This is a genomic window from Delftia sp. DLF01, from assembly GCF_014852125.1.
Taxonomy (GTDB): domain Bacteria; phylum Pseudomonadota; class Gammaproteobacteria; order Burkholderiales; family Burkholderiaceae_C; genus Comamonas; species Comamonas acidovorans.
On record NZ_JACVAZ010000001.1, the window covers coordinates 56,955 to 72,484 of the forward strand.

The following is a 15,530-nucleotide window of genomic DNA, read 5'->3' on the forward strand; positions in this document are numbered from 1 at the left end:
GGAGCTTGGATGGAAAAAGAGAGCCTCTGGGGCTCTCTTGGAAAAGGTCGGAGATCCGGCCTTCAGGGGATCAGATCCGCTTTCCGGATTCTGCGTCGAACCAGTGCAGGCGACGCTCTTCGGAAGGACGCACGCGCATGGTCTCGCCGGACTTGGGGAAGGGCGCGCCTTCGTCGATGCGCACCGTCATCGTCTCGCCATTGAGCGAACCATAGACCAGGCGCTCGGCACCCAGCATTTCCACGGTGTCCACCTTGATTTCCCAGCCGCCTTCGCTGACGACGACCAGGTGCTCGGGGCGGATGCCCAGGATGCGGCCGGCCGTGCCTCCGGGCGCGTTCTTGAGCAGGTTCATCGGGGGCGAGCCGATGAAGCTGGCCACGAAGGTGGAGGCGGGCGTGTGGTAGACCTCTTCGGGCGTGCCGAACTGCTCCATCACGCCGCCGTTCATGACGATCATGCGCTGGGCCAGGGTCATGGCCTCGACCTGGTCGTGGGTCACGAACAGGCTGGTGATGCCCAGCTCGGCGTGCAGCTTCTGGATCTCGATGCGGGTCTGGCCGCGCAGCTTGGCGTCCAGGTTGGACAGCGGCTCGTCGAACAGGAAGACCTTGGGCTGGCGCACGATGGCGCGGCCCATGGCCACGCGCTGGCGCTGGCCGCCCGACAGCTGGCGCGGCTTGCGGTCCAGCAGGTGCGACAGCTCCAGGATCTTGGCGGCCTTGTCCACGCGGCGCTTGATCTCCTCGGGCGGCACCTTGGCGATCTTCAGGCCGTAGGCCATGTTCTCGTAGTTCGACATATGCGGGTACAGCGCATAGTTCTGGAACACCATGGCGATGTCGCGCTTGGCCGGTTCCACGTCGTTGACCACCTTGTCGCCGATCAGCAGCTGGCCGTCGGAGATCTCCTCCAGGCCCGCCACCATGCGCAGCAGGGTGGACTTGCCGCAGCCCGAAGGGCCGACGATGACGACGAACTCGCCGTCCTTGATTTCGGCGTTGACGCCGTGCAGTACCTGGTTGGCCGACGGGCCCTGGCCGTAGCGCTTGATCAGGTTGCGAAAGGAAATGGATGCCATACGAAGATTCTGGTTGAGTCGCAGAGCGAAGGGCGCTGGCGCTTGCTCTGCGGGGTTCTATACGGTGGGTTGGGGCGGCGGCGGGCGGTTTACTTTTCGGTGTCCACCAGGCCCTTGACGAACCAGCGCTGCATCAGGATCACCACGGCGGCGGGCGGCAGCATGGCCAGCAGGGCCGTCGCCATCACCACGTTCCAGTCGTTGCCGGTATCGCCGCTGGCCACCATGCGCTTGATGCCGATGACCACGGGGTACATGTCTTCCGAGGTGGTCACGAGCAGCGGCCACAGGTACTGGTTCCAGCCGTAGATGAACTGGATCACGAACAGCGCCGCGATCGAGGTCTTGGACAGCGGCACCAGCACATCTTTGAAGAAGCGCATGGGGCCTGCGCCGTCGATGCGGGCGGCTTCCACCAGCTCGTCCGGCACCGTCAGGAAGAACTGGCGGAACAGGAAGGTGGCCGTGGCCGAGGCGATCAGCGGAATCGTCAGGCCGGCGTAGCTGTTGAGCATGCCCAGCGTGGAGACGACTTCGTAGGTGGGGCCGATGCGCACTTCGACGGGCAGCATCAGGGTCACGAAGATCAGCCAGAAGCAGATCTTCTTGAACGGGAAGCGGAAGTACACCAGCGCGAAGGCCGACAGCAGCGAGATCGCGATCTTGCCCACGGTGATCACCATGGCCGAGACGAAGCTGATCCACATCATGCGTGCCACGGGCGCGCTGGAGCCGGGGCCCGAGCCACCGAACAGCGCGGCCTTGTAGGTTTCCCAGAAGTTGCTGCCGGGCACCAGGGGCATGGGCACCTGGATGATGTCCTGCGGCGTGTGCGTGGAGGCCACGAAGGCCAGGTACAGCGGAAAGCCGACGATGATCACGCCCAGCACCATGATCAGGTGCGAGAAAAAGGAGAGAAGGGGACTGCGTTCAACCATGATCAGTACTGCACTTTCTTCTCAACATAGCGGAACTGGATCACGGTCAGTGCAACCACGATCACCATCAGAACGACCGACTGCGCGGCCGAGCCGCTCATGTCCATGGCCTTGAAGCCGTCGTGATAGACCTTGTAGACCAGGATGGAGGTGTCCTGTCCCGGACCGCCCTGGGTCGTGGCGTCCACGATGCCGAAGGTGTCGAAGAATGCGTAGACCACGTTCATCACCAGCAGGAAGAACGTGGTGGGGGACAGCAGCGGGAACTGGATGTCCCAGAAGCGGCGCATGGGGCCCGCGCCGTCGATGGCGGCGGCCTCGATCAGCGACTTGGGGATGGACTGCAGGCCCGCAAGGAAGAACAGGAAGTTGTAGGAAATCTGCTTCCAGATCGCGGCGATGACGATCAGCGTCATGGCGTTGCCGGAGTTCAGCAGGTGGTTCCAGTCATAGCCGATCATGCGCAGCGCATAGGCCACGACGCCGATGGACGGCGAGAACATGAACACCCACAGCACACCCGCCACGGCGGGCGCAACGGCATAGGGCAGCAGCAAGGCGGTCTTGTAGGCAAGCGCGCCCTTGATCACGCGGTCCGCAAAGATGGCCAGCATCAGCGACAGCGCAATGCCGAACACCGCCACCAGCACGGAAAAGATGGCCGTGGTCTTGAACGAGGCCAGGTAGGCAGGGTCATCCAGCAGGTGCTGGAAGTTGGCAAACCCCACCCATTCGGTGGAGAAGCCAAACGTATCCTGCGCCTGGAACGACTGCACGATGGCCTGGCCTGCAGGCCAGAAAAAGAAGACCAGCACGATGACCATCTGTGGTGCTATCAGCAACCACGGCAGCCAGGCGGATCGAAAAAGAACGCGTTTTTCCATGACGGAACTCGGTAGAACAAAACAGCCCGCAAACCGGATGGCCGTGGGGCCGCCGGTTGCGGGCCTGTGATGCACGGTGCGGGCTGCCTGCGCAGCGGCCACACCGCAAATCACATGGGAGGATTACTTGTTGGCCCGGGCGAAGCGGCCCAGTTGCTCGTTGCCACGGGTGACAGCGGTGTCCAGGGCTTGCTGGGGAGTCTTCTTGCCAGTCCAGATCTGTTCGGTTTCCTCATCGATGATGGTGCGGATCTGAACGAAGTTGCCCAGGCGGATGCCGCGCGACTTGTCGGTGGTCTTGCGGATCATCTGCGTCACAGCGGTGTCGGTGCCGGGATGCTTTTCGTAGAAGCCCGAAGCCTCGGTCAGCTTGTACGCAGCGGTGGTCACGGGCAGGTAGCCGGTGCGCTGGTGGCTGGCGGACTGGATCTTGGTGTTGTTCAGGAAGTTGAAGAAGTCAGCCACGCCCTTGTAGCGTTCGGCGCTCTTGCCGGCCATCACCCACAGGGAGGCACCGCCGATGGCCGTGTTCTGGGGCGCGCCCTTCACATCGGCGTAGTAGGGCAGTTGCGACTGGCCGAAGGCGAACTTGCCTTCCTTGACCACGCGGGCATACAGGCCGGAGGAGCCGGTGATCATCGCGCACTCGCCGGAAGCGAAGGCGGCGTCAGGCACGTTGCCGCGGCCCTTGTAGACGAAGCTGCCGTCCTTGGCGGCCTTGGCCAGGTTCTCGAAGTGCTTGACGTGCAGCGGCGAGTTGAACACCAGCTTGGCATCGGTGCCGTCAAAGCCGTTGTTCTTGGTCGCGTACAGGGTGTTGTGCCACAGCGAGAAGCTCTCCAGCTGGGTCCAGCTCATCCAGCTCGTGGTCAGTGCGCAGCGGTGGCCCGAGGCCTTGAGCTTTTCGGCGGCGGCGAACACTTCGGGCCAGGTCTTGGGCGGCTTGTTCTCGTCCAGGCCTGCCTTCTTGAAGGCGTCCTTGTTGTAGTAGAAGATGGTGGTCGAGCTGTTGAGCGGGTAGCTCATCATCTGGCCGTTGGGGGCGGTGTAGTAGCCGGCCACGGCGGAGATGTACTCGCCCTGGTCGAACTTGAAGCCGCCGTCGTTCATGACCTTGGTGACGGGCACCACGGCGCCCTTGGAGGCCATCATGGTGGCCGTGCCCACTTCGAAGACCTGCAGGATGTCAGGCGCGTTGCCGGCGCGGAACGCGGCGATGGCGGCCGTCATCGACTCGTCATACTGGCCCTTGTACGTCGGCACGATCTTGTACTGGGTCTGGCTGGCGTTGTACTCCTTGGCCAGGTCGTTCACCCAGTCGCCCAGGGCTGCGCTCATCGAGTGCCACCACTGGATTTCGGTTTGGGCTTGTGCCGAGATGGTGGTGGCCGCGATCGCGGCTGCCATGGCCAGTTGCTTCAGTTGCATGAGGACTCCTCTAGTTCGGTGACGGTTTCAGACCGCTGCCACGGTAAGGCAGGGGCATGACATGTCTGTGTCATTGTTTTCGGATGCTTCGTACCGCACTACAGGCCAAACCCGGTGAGCCGCTGGTCCCGTATGTCAGTCGTGTGACAAAAAATGACACGCGAAGCGGCGCTATTTTAGGTCAATACCATTTCGTTTCAAAAGCCGGGTTGTTCGTATTGGCTCGTTTGTGCTCTTTCTGTATAAGGCACCTTCACCGGGCTCCGCAAGATCCCGCCACGTTGGCGAGGGCTGGCTTCGCGGGCCGAGACGGCGCGCCGTCCAGAGCCCCGTGGGAAGCGCATCCTCGGGGCGCTCGCTTAAAATTGCGCTCCCACTTGGCTTAGCGGCGCCCCGAGAGCGCCAGACACGGTCTACCCCATGAATGTACCGATTGCGTTGGCAGCCCTGCAGGCACAGGCTGCCGAACCTGCACGTCTGCGAGAGATTCCCTACAACTACACCTCGTTTTCCGATCGCGAGATCGTGATCCGCCTGCTGGGCACGTCCATGTGGGATGTGCTCAACCAGCTGCGCCAGGAGCGGCGCACGGGCCGCTCCGCCCGCATGCTCTACGAGGTGCTGGGGGACATCTGGGTCGTTCAGCGCAATCCCTACCTGCAGGACGACCTGCTGCACAGTCCCGACCGCCGCAAGTCGCTGGTGGAGGCCCTGGAGCACCGCCTGGGCGAGATCGACAAGCGCCGTGCTCCGCAGCAGGACCCCGTGCGCGATGCGCTGGTGGGCCAGCTGGTGGATGCAGCGCGCCGCGCCGTGCATGAGTTCAACGCCACCTTCGTCGAGGCCGAGCAACTGCGCCGCCGGGTGCAGAAAAGCCTGGGCCGCCACACGGCCAAGGACAACATCAAGTTCGACGGCCTGTCGCGCGTGGCCCATGTGACGGATGCCACCGACTGGCGCGTCGAATACCCCTTCGTGGTGCTCACCCCCGATACCGAAGCCGAGATGGCCGCCCTGGTGCGTGCCTGCATCGAGCTGCGCCTGACCATCATTCCGCGCGGCGGCGGCACGGGCTACACGGGCGGCGCGATCCCGCTGACCTGGCGCAGCGTGGTGATCAACACCGAAAAGCTCGAAGCCATGACCGAGGTGGAGATGCGCCGCATTCCCGGCGTGGACCACGAGGTGCCCACCATCTTCACCGAAGCCGGCGTGGTCACGCAGCGCGTGGCCGATGCGGCCGAGCGCGCGGGCTTCGTTTTCGCTGTGGACCCCACATCGGCCGAGGCCTCGTGCATCGGCGGCAACGTCGCCATGAATGCGGGCGGCAAGAAGGCCGTGCTCTGGGGCACGGCGCTGGACAACCTGGTGTCCTGGCGCATGGTGACGCCCGATGCGCAGTGGCTGGAAGTCACGCGCGTGGGCCACAACCTCGGCAAGATCCATGACGCCGAGATGGCCAGCTTCGAGCTGCAGTACTTCGAGGCAGACGGCAAGACCCCCATCCGCAGCGAGCGGCTGGACATTCCCGGCCAGAAATTCCGCAAGGAAGGCCTGGGCAAGGACGTGACCGACAAGTTCCTGTCGGGCCTGCCGGGCATCCAGAAGGAAGGCTGCGACGGCCTGATCACCAGCGCGCGCTGGGTGGTGCACCGCATGCCCGAGCACACGCGCACGGTCTGCATGGAGTTCTTCGGCAACGCCAAGGACGCCGTGCCCAGCATCGTCGAGATCAAGGACTTCATGTTCGCCGAGCAAAAGCGCTCGGGCGTGCTGCTGGCCGGCCTGGAGCACCTGGACGACCGCTACCTGAAGGCCGTGGGCTACGCCACCAAGAGCAAGAAGGGCAACGGCCATCTGCCCAAGATGGTGCTGCTGGGCGACATTGCCGGCGACAACGCCGACGATGTGGCCCGCGTGGCCGCCGAGGTGGTGCGCATTGCCAACTCGCGCAACGGCGAAGGCTTCACGGCCGTCAGCGCCGAGGCGCGCAAGAAATTCTGGCTGGACCGCAAGCGCACGGCCGCCATCTCGCGTCACACCAACGCCTTCAAGATCAATGAAGACGTGGTGATCCCGCTGCCCCGCATGTGGGAGTACACGGACGGCATCGAGCGCATCAACATCGAACTGTCGCTGCGCAACAAGCTCAAGCTGTGCGACGCGCTGACGGACTTCTTCCAGCACGGCGACCTGCCGCTGGGCAAGCAGGACGATGCGGGCGACATCCCCTCGGCCGAGCTGCTGGAGGACCGCGTGCAGCAGGCCCTGGCCCTGGTGGCCGACGTGCGCACGCTGTGGCAGGGCTGGCTCGACGATGTCGAGAACCTCTTCCCGCAGCTGCAGGACCACACGCTGCGCGCCAGCTGGAAGACCCAGCTGAAGGCGCCCATGGCCCAGATCTTCGCGGGCGCGGCCTTCCAGCCGCTGCTGGCCGAAGTCAACGCCATCCACCAGCGCGTGCTCAAGGGCCGTGTCTGGGTGGCGCTGCACATGCACGCCGGCGACGGCAACGTGCACACCAATATTCCGGTCAACAGCGACGACTACGAGATGCTGCAGACCGCCCATGAGGCCGTGGCGCGCATCATGGTGCTGGCACGCCATCTGGACGGCGTGATCTCGGGCGAGCACGGCATCGGCATCACCAAGCTGGAGTTCCTCAGCGACGACGAGCTGGCGCCCTTTGCCGCCTACAAGCAGCGCGTGGACCCCGAAGGCCGCTTCAACAAGGGCAAGCTGATCCGCAACGAGAAGCTGCAGGCTGTGGTGGGCCAGAGCCATGACGGCCGCTCGCCGCGCGAATCGCTGATGTTCGCCGACCTGACCAACGCCTACACGCCCAGCTTCGGCCTGATGGGGCACGAGTCGCTGATCATGCAGCAGAGCGACATCGGCGCCATCGCCGACTCGGTCAAGGACTGCCTGCGCTGCGGCAAGTGCAAGCCCGTGTGCGCCACCCACGTGCCGCGCGCCAACCTGCTGTACAGCCCGCGCAACAAGATCCTGGCGACCTCGCTGCTGGTCGAGGCCTTCCTCTACGAGGAGCAGACGCGCCGCGGCGTGTCGCTGCGCCACTGGCAGGAGTTCGAGGACGTGTCGGACCACTGCACGGTCTGCCACAAGTGCTTCAACCCCTGCCCGGTCAAGATCGACTTCGGCGACGTGACCATGAACATGCGCAACCTGCTGCGCAAGATGGACAAGAAGAGCTTCAGGCCCGGCAACAAGCTGGCCATGGCCATGCTCAACGCCACCAATCCGGACACCATCAAGTTCATGCGCTCGGCCATGGTCGGCGTGGGCTTCAAGGCCCAGCGCCTGGCCTCCGACGTGCTGCACAGCCTGGCCAGGAAGCAGACCCAGCGTCCGCCCGCCTCGGTGGGGCGCGCTCCTCTCAAGGAGCAGGTGATCCACTTCGTCAACAAGAAGCTGCCGGGCGGCCTGCCCAACAAGACGGCGCGCGCCCTGCTGGACATCGAGGACAAGGACTACGTGCCCATCATCCGCAGCCCGCAGACCACGAGCGCGGACACCGAGGCGGTGTTCTACTTCCCCGGCTGCGGCTCCGAGCGCCTGTTCAGCCAGGTGGGCCTGGCCACCCAGGCCATGCTCTGGCATGCCGGCGTGCAGACCGTGCTGCCACCCGGCTACCTGTGCTGCGGCTATCCCCAGCGCGGCAGCGGCCAGTTCGACAAGGCCGAGAAGATGATCACGGACAACCGTGTGCTCTTCCACCGCGTCGCCACCACGCTCAACTACCTGGACATCAAGACTGTGGTGGTCAGCTGCGGCACCTGCTACGACCAGTTGCAGGGCTACGAGTTCGGCAAGATCTTCCCGGGCAGCCGCATCATCGACATCCACGAGTACCTGCTGGAAAAGGGCGTGACGCTGCAGGGCAAGGAGGGCTACCTCTACCACGACCCCTGCCACTCGCCCATGAAGCTGCAGGACCCGATGAAGACCGTCAAGGCGCTGGTGGGTGAGGGCGTGGTCAAGAGTGAGCGCTGCTGCGGCGAATCGGGCACGCTGGGCGTCACGCGCCCCGACATCTCCACGCAGATCCGCTTCCGCAAGGAAGAGGAACTCAAGAAGGGCGAGGCCGCGCTGCGCGCCAGCGGCGCCCTGGCCGAGAAGGACAACGTGAAGATCCTCACCAGCTGCCCCAGCTGCCTGCAGGGCCTGTCGCGCTACGGTGGCGACATGAACAACGGCCTGCTGGAAGCCGACTACATCGTGGTCGAGATGGCGCGCCAGATCCTGGGCGAGAACTGGATGGCCGAGTACGTGCAGCGCGCCAACGCCGGCGGCATCGAACGGGTGCTGGTCTGATGGCTGCTCCCGCTTCCTGCCCCCTGTGCGCCACAGAAGGCGGCGTGCCCATCTGGCGCGGCCGGCGCCTGCGAGTGATCCGCGCGCAGGAAGAAGGCTTTCCGGCCTTCTACCGCGTGGTCTGGAATGCGCATGCGGCCGAGTTCTCCGACCTGGACGCCGCCGACCGCCAGCACTGCATGGATGCCGTGGTCGTGGTCGAGCGCGTCTTGCGTGAGCGCCTTGCGCCGGCCAAGATCAACCTGGCGGCGCTGGGCAACATGGTGCCGCACCTGCACTGGCATGTGATTGCGCGCTTTGACTGGGACAGCCATTTCCCGGGCGCGGTCTGGGCTCCGGCCCAGCGCCCGCGCAATGGCGAGCGCGAGGCCGAGGTGGCAGCGCACTTGCCAGCCATAGACACGGCGCTGGTCCAGGCACTCGATGCCTGGCAGCAGCACCCCGCCACTGAATGAGGAGCACCGCATGGCCGGCCTGACCCCTGACACCCCAACCCCCGAAGCCCTGACCGTGCACGGCGCATCGCGCGTGCTGGAAGTCGCCTACTCCGACGGCGCAAGCTTTCGCATCCCCTTCGAGCTGCTGCGCGTGTACTCGCCCTCGGCCGAAGTCCAGGGCCATGGCCCGGGCCAGGAAGTGCTGCAGACGGGCAAGCGCGAGGTGTCCATCACGGCCATCGAGCCCGTGGGCAACTATGCCATCAAGCCCTTCTTCAGCGACGGGCATGAAAGCGGCCTGTACACCTGGGAATACCTCTACGAACTGGGCCGCCGCCAGGACGAGTTCTGGGCGCAGTACCTGGACCGGCTGCAGGAGTCCGGCATGGACCGCGACACGCCCATGCCCGGCAAGGCCAGCGGCGGCGGACACGGCTGCGGCAGCCACTGACGCCGCGCACGGGTGCGCGCTGTATGGCGCCGTTCCCCTCGCACCACATTCCGGACCTCTGTACGGCACAGGGTTATTGGGGGTGGTGCTATATTTAAAATAGCTTGAAAGTCTTTGTTTGAAGGCGTTTCAAGCTGTTTGTTCTTGATAACCCTTGCCCGGCAAAGCCCGTGGCCACACGGGGTTGTCGCTGTACGCATTACTACTGCTTGCTTAGCATCGTTGTTATGAGCACCACACATTTCGGATTCCAGTCGGTGGACGAGCGCGAGAAGGCCAGCCGCGTGCGCGGCGTGTTCGACTCGGTCGCTTCGCGCTACGACGTCATGAACGACCTGATGTCGGGTGGTCTGCACCGTGCCTGGAAGGCCTATACGGTGATGGTGGCCAACCTCAAGGAAGGCGACAAGGCGCTGGACATCGCGGGTGGCACGGGCGATCTGGCCCTGGCCTTCGCCAAGAAGGTCGGCTCCACCGGCCAGGTGGTGCACACCGATATCAACGAAGCCATGCTGCGCGTGGGCCGCGACCGTCTGATCGACAAGGGCGTCATCCTGCCCACCATGGTCTGCGATGCCGAGGCCCTGCCGTTTCCCGACAACCATTTCGATCTGGTCAGCGTGGCCTTCGGCCTGCGCAACATGACCCACAAGGATGCGGCGCTCAAGGAAATGAACCGTGTCCTGCGCCCCGGCGGCAAGCTGCTGGTGCTGGAGTTCTCCAAGGTGGCCAAGCCCCTGGAGAAAGCCTACGACTGGTACTCCTTCAAGATTCTTCCGGCCATGGGCAAGCTCGTGGCGGGCGATGATGCCAGCTACCGCTATCTGGCCGAGTCCATCCGCATGCACCCCGGCCAGGAGGATCTCAAGCGCCTGATGCAGGAATGCGGCTTCGGCCATGTGGACTATCACAACATGACGGGCGGCATTGCGGCCCTGCATGTGGGAATCAAGTGCTGAGCGCGTGAGGCGTTCGGTGAGGTGACGGCAACACGATTATTCGAGGAGATGACATGAAAAAGCTATGGTCTATGGTCTTGGTCGCGATGCTGGTGGTGGTCCACGGCACGGCCGACGCCAAGCGCATGGGCGGTGGCGGATCGGTGGGCAAGCAGTCGAGCAATGTGACGCAGCGTGAAGCTACGCGCGCGCCGGCGCAGAACACGCCGCCGCAGAACGCCGCCACACAGAACGCTGCGGGCAAGCCTGCCACGCCGCCTGCAGCCGCTCCGGCCAAGAAGCCCTGGGGCGCCATGCTCGGCGGCCTGGCCGCCGGCCTGGGTCTGGCATGGCTGGCCCACTCGCTGGGTCTGGGCGCCGCCTTCGGCCAGTTCCTGCTGATCGCCCTGCTGGCCCTGGTCATCATGGTCGTGGTGGGCATGGTCATGCGCTCGCGCCGTGCAGCGGCCGGCGCGCAGCAGGCATCGTCCAGCCCCTTCGCCTTCCAGAACGCGGCCCCTGCGGGCGCGGGCAACATGGGTGGCAACGTGGACAGCGCACCGCTGGCACGCCAGTACAACCCCGAGAAGGTCGGCAACGACGCCTCGGCCCGTCCCTGGGAGCAGAACCACCAGCCGGCCGCCCTGGCCTCGGGTTCCGGCGTGCAGATCGGCTCTGCCCTGGCAGGCTCGCAGAACTGGGGTGTGCCTGAAGGCTTCGATACCGAAGGCTTCCTGACGGCTGCCAAGCGCAACTTCGTCACGCTGCAATCGGCATGGGACCGCTCGGACATCGCTTCGCTGCGCGCCATGATGACCGACGAGATGCTGACCGAGATCCGTGGCCAGCTCAGCGAGCGTGAGGTGCAGCGCCCTGGCCAGCCCAACCAGACCGACGTGGTCATGATCGATGCCCAGTTGCTGGGCATCGAGGATCTGGGCAATGACTACATGGCCAGCGTGGAATTCTCGGGAATGATCCGCGAGGACGCCTCGGCAGGCCCCACGCCCTTCCGCGAGGTCTGGAACATGACCAAGCCCAAGAGCGGCAGCAGCGGCTGGCTGGTCGCCGGCGTCCAGGCACTGCAGTAAGTAATTTGCAGAGGACCGGCGCAAGCCAGGGATGCGACAGGGGGTCACGCCATGGGCTGGCCACTTGTCTCGACCGGATTTGCGTCGGCCGCATCCTCTCACTTCGGGAATAATCGGGGACTATGGCAACACAGTCCCCTTTTTCTTTTCTGAACGGTCTCATGGAGCGCGTGATGGCCGGTCCGCAACCGCCGCAATGGCTGGTCAGCGAGGTGCATCAGCGCCTCGTGCTGTTCCTCAACCATGTGCTGATGCAGGAGAAAGAGGCGATGGAGCGCCTCGTGCGGCAAAAGGGCCGCGTGGCGCGCGTGCAGTGGCGCGGCTACTCCATGGCCCTGCAGATCACGCCCGCCGGCCTGTTCAACGTGGCGCCCGAAGGCGCGCAGCCCGACCTGCTGCTTGAAGTCACCGAGACCTCCCCGCTGGCCCTGGCCCAGGTGGCCCTGCGCGGCGACAAGCCCTCCATCCGCATCGAGGGCGACGTGCAACTGGCCGCCGACATCAACTGGCTGGTGGACCACGTCGAATGGGACGTGGAGGAAGACCTGGCCCGCATCATCGGCGATGCGCCCGCGCACACCGTGGCCAAGGTCGCGCGCAGCGCCGCCCAGGCACTGCGCCAGTTCGTGGGCGCCCGCATGGCCGGCAAGCCCGATGCCGATGCCCCCGCCCCCGAGGCCGCACGTGCGGCAGCGCCCGCCAGCGCGCCCGTTGGTTCCCCCGTGGTATCCCTGCCCGGTTTCGAGAACGACAAGCCATGAGCCGGTTTCTTCGCGGGCTGACCATCCTCTGGGTGGTGTTCCGCTACGGACTCGACGAACTGGTGCTGTCGAGCTTCGAGCATCCCTGGATGCGCCGCGCACGCGCGGTGCTCACGCTCGGCCGGCGGCTGGACAAGCCGCGCGGCCAGCGCCTGCGCGAGGCCCTGGAGGAGCTGGGGCCCATCTTCGTGAAGTTTGGCCAGGTGCTGTCCACGCGCAGCGACCTGATGCCGCCCGACGTGGCCGAGGAGCTGGCCCGGTTGCAGGACCGCGTGCCCCCCTTCGATTCGCAGATTGCGGTGGACACCATCGAGCGCGCCTTCCGCAAGAAGCTGGACCAGATCTTCGTGAGCTTCGAGCGCGAGCCGGTGGCCAGCGCCTCCATCGCCCAGGTGCACTTTGCCGTGATCAGCGACCGCAACGGCGTGCAGCGCGACGTGGCCGTCAAGGTGCTGCGTCCGGGCATGAAGACCGTGATCGACAAGGACCTGGCGCTGATGCACATGATGGCGCGCTGGGTCGAGCGCCTGTCGGCCGACGGCAAGCGCCTCAAGCCCCGCCAGGTCGTGGCCGAGTTCGACAACTACCTGCACGATGAGCTGGACCTGATCCGCGAAGCCTCCAACGCCGCGCAGCTGCGCCGCAACATGGAAGGGCTGGACCTGGTGCTGATCCCCGAGGTGTACTGGGATTTCTGCCGCAACGACGTGATGGTCATGCAGCGCATGACCGGCGTGCCCATCAGCCAGGTCGAGCGCCTGCGCGAAGCCGGCGTGGACATCCCCAAGCTGGCACGCGACGGCGTGACCATCTTCTTCACCCAGGTCTTTCGCGATGGCTTCTTTCACGCCGACATGCACCCGGGCAACATCATGGTCAGCCTGGAGCCCGAGACCTTCGGGCGCTACATCTCGCTGGACTTCGGCATCGTCGGCACGCTGACCGAGTACGACAAGGAATACCTGGCGCAGAACTTCACGGCGTTCTTCCGCCGTGACTACAAGCGCGTGGCCGAGCTGCACATCGAAAGCGGCTGGGTGCCGCCGAGCACGCGCGTGGACGAACTGGAGGCCGCCATCCGCGCCGTCTGCGAGCCGTACTTCGACCGTCCGCTGGCCGAGATTTCGCTGGGCATGGTGCTGATGCGCCTGTTCCAGACCTCGCGCCGCTTTCAAGTCGAGATCCAGCCGCAGCTGGTGCTGCTGCAAAAGACGCTGCTCAACATCGAAGGCCTGGGGCGCCAGCTGGACCCCAATCTGGACCTGTGGAGCACGGCCAAGCCCTTCCTCGAAAAATGGATGCTGGACCAGATGGGCCCGCAACGGCTGTGGCGCGAGCTGCTGGCCGAGGCGCCGCGCTATGCCAAGCTCATTCCCGAGCTGCCGCGCCTGATCCATCGCCGGCTCACGCGCAACTCCGGCGAGCACGACGAACTGCTCAAGGAGCTGCTGCAGCAGCAAAAGCTCACCAACCGCCTGTTGCAGGCCATCGTCAGCGCCGGCATCGGCTTTGTCATCGCGCTGATCCTGCTGCAACTGGTGGTGCGGCTGCGCTGGTACTGAGAACACTGACGGGTTTCCGGACCTCTCCCTTTTCCCACTTTGAAACAGGAGTGCCAGCGTGCTGCTCTCTATGGTGATCGCCTACCTGTTCGTGACCATCGCCATCGGCCTGTGGGCGGCCAGGCGGGTCAAGAACACGGCCGACTTCGCAATTGCCGGGCGCCATCTGCCCATGTACATGATCATCACCACCACGTTTGCCACGTGGTTCGGCTCGGAGATCGTGCTCGGCGTGCCCGCCAAGTTCATCGAGGGCGGACTGCGCGGCGTGGTCGAAGACCCGTTCGGCGCGGGCATGTGCCTGATCCTGGTGGGCCTGTTCTTCGCGGGCAAGCTGTACCGCATGACGCTGCTGACCATCAGCGACTACTACCGCCACCGCTATGGCCGGTCCATCGAGATCGTCTGCTCGCTGATCATCATGCTCAGCTACCTGGGCTGGGTCTCGGCCCAGGTCACGGCCCTGGGCCTGGTGTTCAACCTGCTGTCGGGCGGCACGGTCAGCATTCCCGTGGGCATGGCCATCGGCGTGGTGTCCATCCTGGCCTATACGCTGTTCGGCGGCATGTGGTCGGTGGCGGTGACGGACTTCCTGCAGATGATCATCCTGGTCGTCGGCCTGGTGGTGCTGGCCTGGTTTGCCAGCGACATGGCTGGCGGTGCCGGCAAGGTCATCGACCTGGCCGTGAGCCGCGATCTGTTCCAGTTCTGGCCCGAGCCCAGCTGGCATGAAATCCTCTTCTTCTTTGGCGCGGCCATCACCATGATGCTGGGCTCCATTCCCCAGCAGGACGTGTTCCAGCGCGTGATGTCGGCCCACAGCGAGAAGGCCGCCACGCGCGGCACCGTCATCGGTGGCTCGGCCTATATCTGCTTCGCCTTCGTACCCATGTTCCTCGTGGCCAGCGCGCTGATCATCATGCCGCAGGAGGCAGTGGAACTGCTCAAGCAGGACCCGCAGAAGGTGCTGCCCACCCTGGTCATGGACAAGATGCCCTTCGTCATGCAGGTGCTGTTCTTCGGCGCGCTGCTGTCGGCCATCAAGTCCTGTGCCTCGGCCACGTTGCTGGCGCCCAGCGTGACCTTCACCGAGAACATCTGGCGCCAGTTCCGCACCCAGGCCAGCGACCGGGAAATGCTGCTGGCCATGCGCATCAGCGTGCTCGTCTTCAGCATCTGCGTGCTGGCCTACTCGATCAAGATGGAAGGAACGCCCATCTATGAGCTGGTCTCCAGCGCCTACCAGGTGCCGCTGGTCGGCGCCTTCGTGCCGCTGGTCTTCGGGCTGTACTGGAAGCGCGCCACCACGCAGGGCGCCATTTGCGCCGTGGCACTGGGCATTGGCGTGTGGGTGGTCTTCATGACCACTCCTGCTTTGCACGAGGCATTTCCGCAGCAATTGGCGGGCCTGCTGGCGGCTGTGACGGGGATGGTGGCCGGGTCACTGGCACCGCAGTGGCTGGCCAATCGCAGCGCAGACATTCTTGAATTCAGCCCCGAAAGGTAAGCGCAGCTGCCTCGTTATTTGCGAAAACAATTGATGACAATCATCAATAGTTATTAACTATATAGTCGGCGGCTGGGATTGTGGAGGTCCCGGAATGCTGACTTGGGTGGTGTGAAG

General features: G+C 64.8%; 12 protein-coding genes. 8 read left to right on the forward strand and 4 right to left on the reverse strand.

What is annotated here, in order from left to right; genetic code table 11:
• Window positions 1–70: 70 nt before the first annotated feature.
• The 4 genes from ugpC to ugpB all read right to left on the reverse strand — a co-directional run bounded on the left by ugpC (window position 71) and on the right by ugpB (window position 4,331).
• The gene (gene ugpC, locus IB269_RS00265) at window positions 71–1,081 is read right to left on the reverse strand and encodes a sn-glycerol-3-phosphate ABC transporter ATP-binding protein UgpC (RefSeq protein ID WP_034396898.1); all 1,011 of its coding nucleotides are present in this window, start codon (window positions 1,079–1,081) and stop codon (window positions 71–73) included.
• Between the two features lie 89 nt (window positions 1,082–1,170).
• Entirely contained in the window at window positions 1,171–2,019 is an 849-nt protein-coding gene (gene ugpE, locus IB269_RS00270; protein ID WP_012207265.1) for a sn-glycerol-3-phosphate ABC transporter permease UgpE, read from the reverse strand.
• Between the two features lie 2 nt (window positions 2,020–2,021).
• Entirely contained in the window at window positions 2,022–2,903 is an 882-nt protein-coding gene (gene ugpA / locus IB269_RS00275) for a sn-glycerol-3-phosphate ABC transporter permease UgpA (RefSeq protein ID WP_012207264.1), read from the reverse strand.
• A gap of 123 nt (window positions 2,904–3,026) precedes the next feature.
• Window positions 3,027–4,331: a sn-glycerol-3-phosphate ABC transporter substrate-binding protein UgpB gene (gene ugpB / locus IB269_RS00280; protein WP_097201471.1), complete on the reverse strand. Its 1,305-nt coding sequence runs from the start codon at window positions 4,329–4,331 to the stop codon at window positions 3,027–3,029.
• A 420-nt stretch (window positions 4,332–4,751) separates the two neighbouring features.
• On the opposite strand from ugpB, the gene IB269_RS00285 reads away from it, so the two are divergent.
• The 8 genes from IB269_RS00285 (at window position 4,752) to IB269_RS00320 (ending at window position 15,413) form a co-directional block, all read left to right on the forward strand.
• Window positions 4,752–8,666, forward strand: coding sequence for a DUF3683 domain-containing protein (locus tag IB269_RS00285; protein ID WP_123690480.1), 3,915 nt, complete (start codon window positions 4,752–4,754; stop codon window positions 8,664–8,666).
• Window positions 8,666–9,121 (forward strand): HIT family protein, encoded by a 456-nt coding sequence (locus IB269_RS00290; RefSeq protein WP_192366159.1) that lies wholly within the window; start codon window positions 8,666–8,668, stop codon window positions 9,119–9,121. Before IB269_RS00285 ends, IB269_RS00290 begins: the two co-directional genes overlap by 1 nt.
• A gap of 10 nt (window positions 9,122–9,131) precedes the next feature.
• Window positions 9,132–9,554, forward strand: coding sequence for a gamma-butyrobetaine hydroxylase-like domain-containing protein (locus IB269_RS00295; protein WP_013800837.1), 423 nt, complete (start codon window positions 9,132–9,134; stop codon window positions 9,552–9,554).
• Window positions 9,555–9,781: 227 nt separating this feature from the next.
• The gene (gene ubiE, locus IB269_RS00300; protein WP_013800838.1) at window positions 9,782–10,513 is read left to right on the forward strand and encodes a bifunctional demethylmenaquinone methyltransferase/2-methoxy-6-polyprenyl-1,4-benzoquinol methylase UbiE; all 732 of its coding nucleotides are present in this window, start codon (window positions 9,782–9,784) and stop codon (window positions 10,511–10,513) included.
• 53 nt (window positions 10,514–10,566) lie between these two features.
• Window positions 10,567–11,583 carry a Tim44 domain-containing protein gene (locus tag IB269_RS00305; protein WP_012207258.1) on the forward strand — a complete coding sequence of 339 codons (1,017 nt, stop codon included), beginning with the start codon at window positions 10,567–10,569 and terminating at the stop codon, window positions 11,581–11,583.
• Window positions 11,584–11,705: 122 nt separating this feature from the next.
• Complete coding sequence (locus IB269_RS00310) at window positions 11,706–12,344, forward strand: SCP2 domain-containing protein (protein ID WP_065345757.1); 639 nt, start codon at window positions 11,706–11,708, stop codon at window positions 12,342–12,344.
• The gene (gene ubiB, locus IB269_RS00315; RefSeq protein WP_013800840.1) at window positions 12,341–13,906 is read left to right on the forward strand and encodes a ubiquinone biosynthesis regulatory protein kinase UbiB; all 1,566 of its coding nucleotides are present in this window, start codon (window positions 12,341–12,343) and stop codon (window positions 13,904–13,906) included. Before IB269_RS00310 ends, ubiB begins: the two co-directional genes overlap by 4 nt.
• Window positions 13,907–13,964: 58 nt before the next feature.
• On the forward strand, window positions 13,965–15,413 hold the full coding sequence (locus IB269_RS00320) for a sodium:solute symporter family protein (RefSeq protein WP_192366161.1): 1,449 nt from the start codon (window positions 13,965–13,967) through the stop codon (window positions 15,411–15,413).
• The last annotated feature ends 117 nt before the right edge of the window (window positions 15,414–15,530 follow it).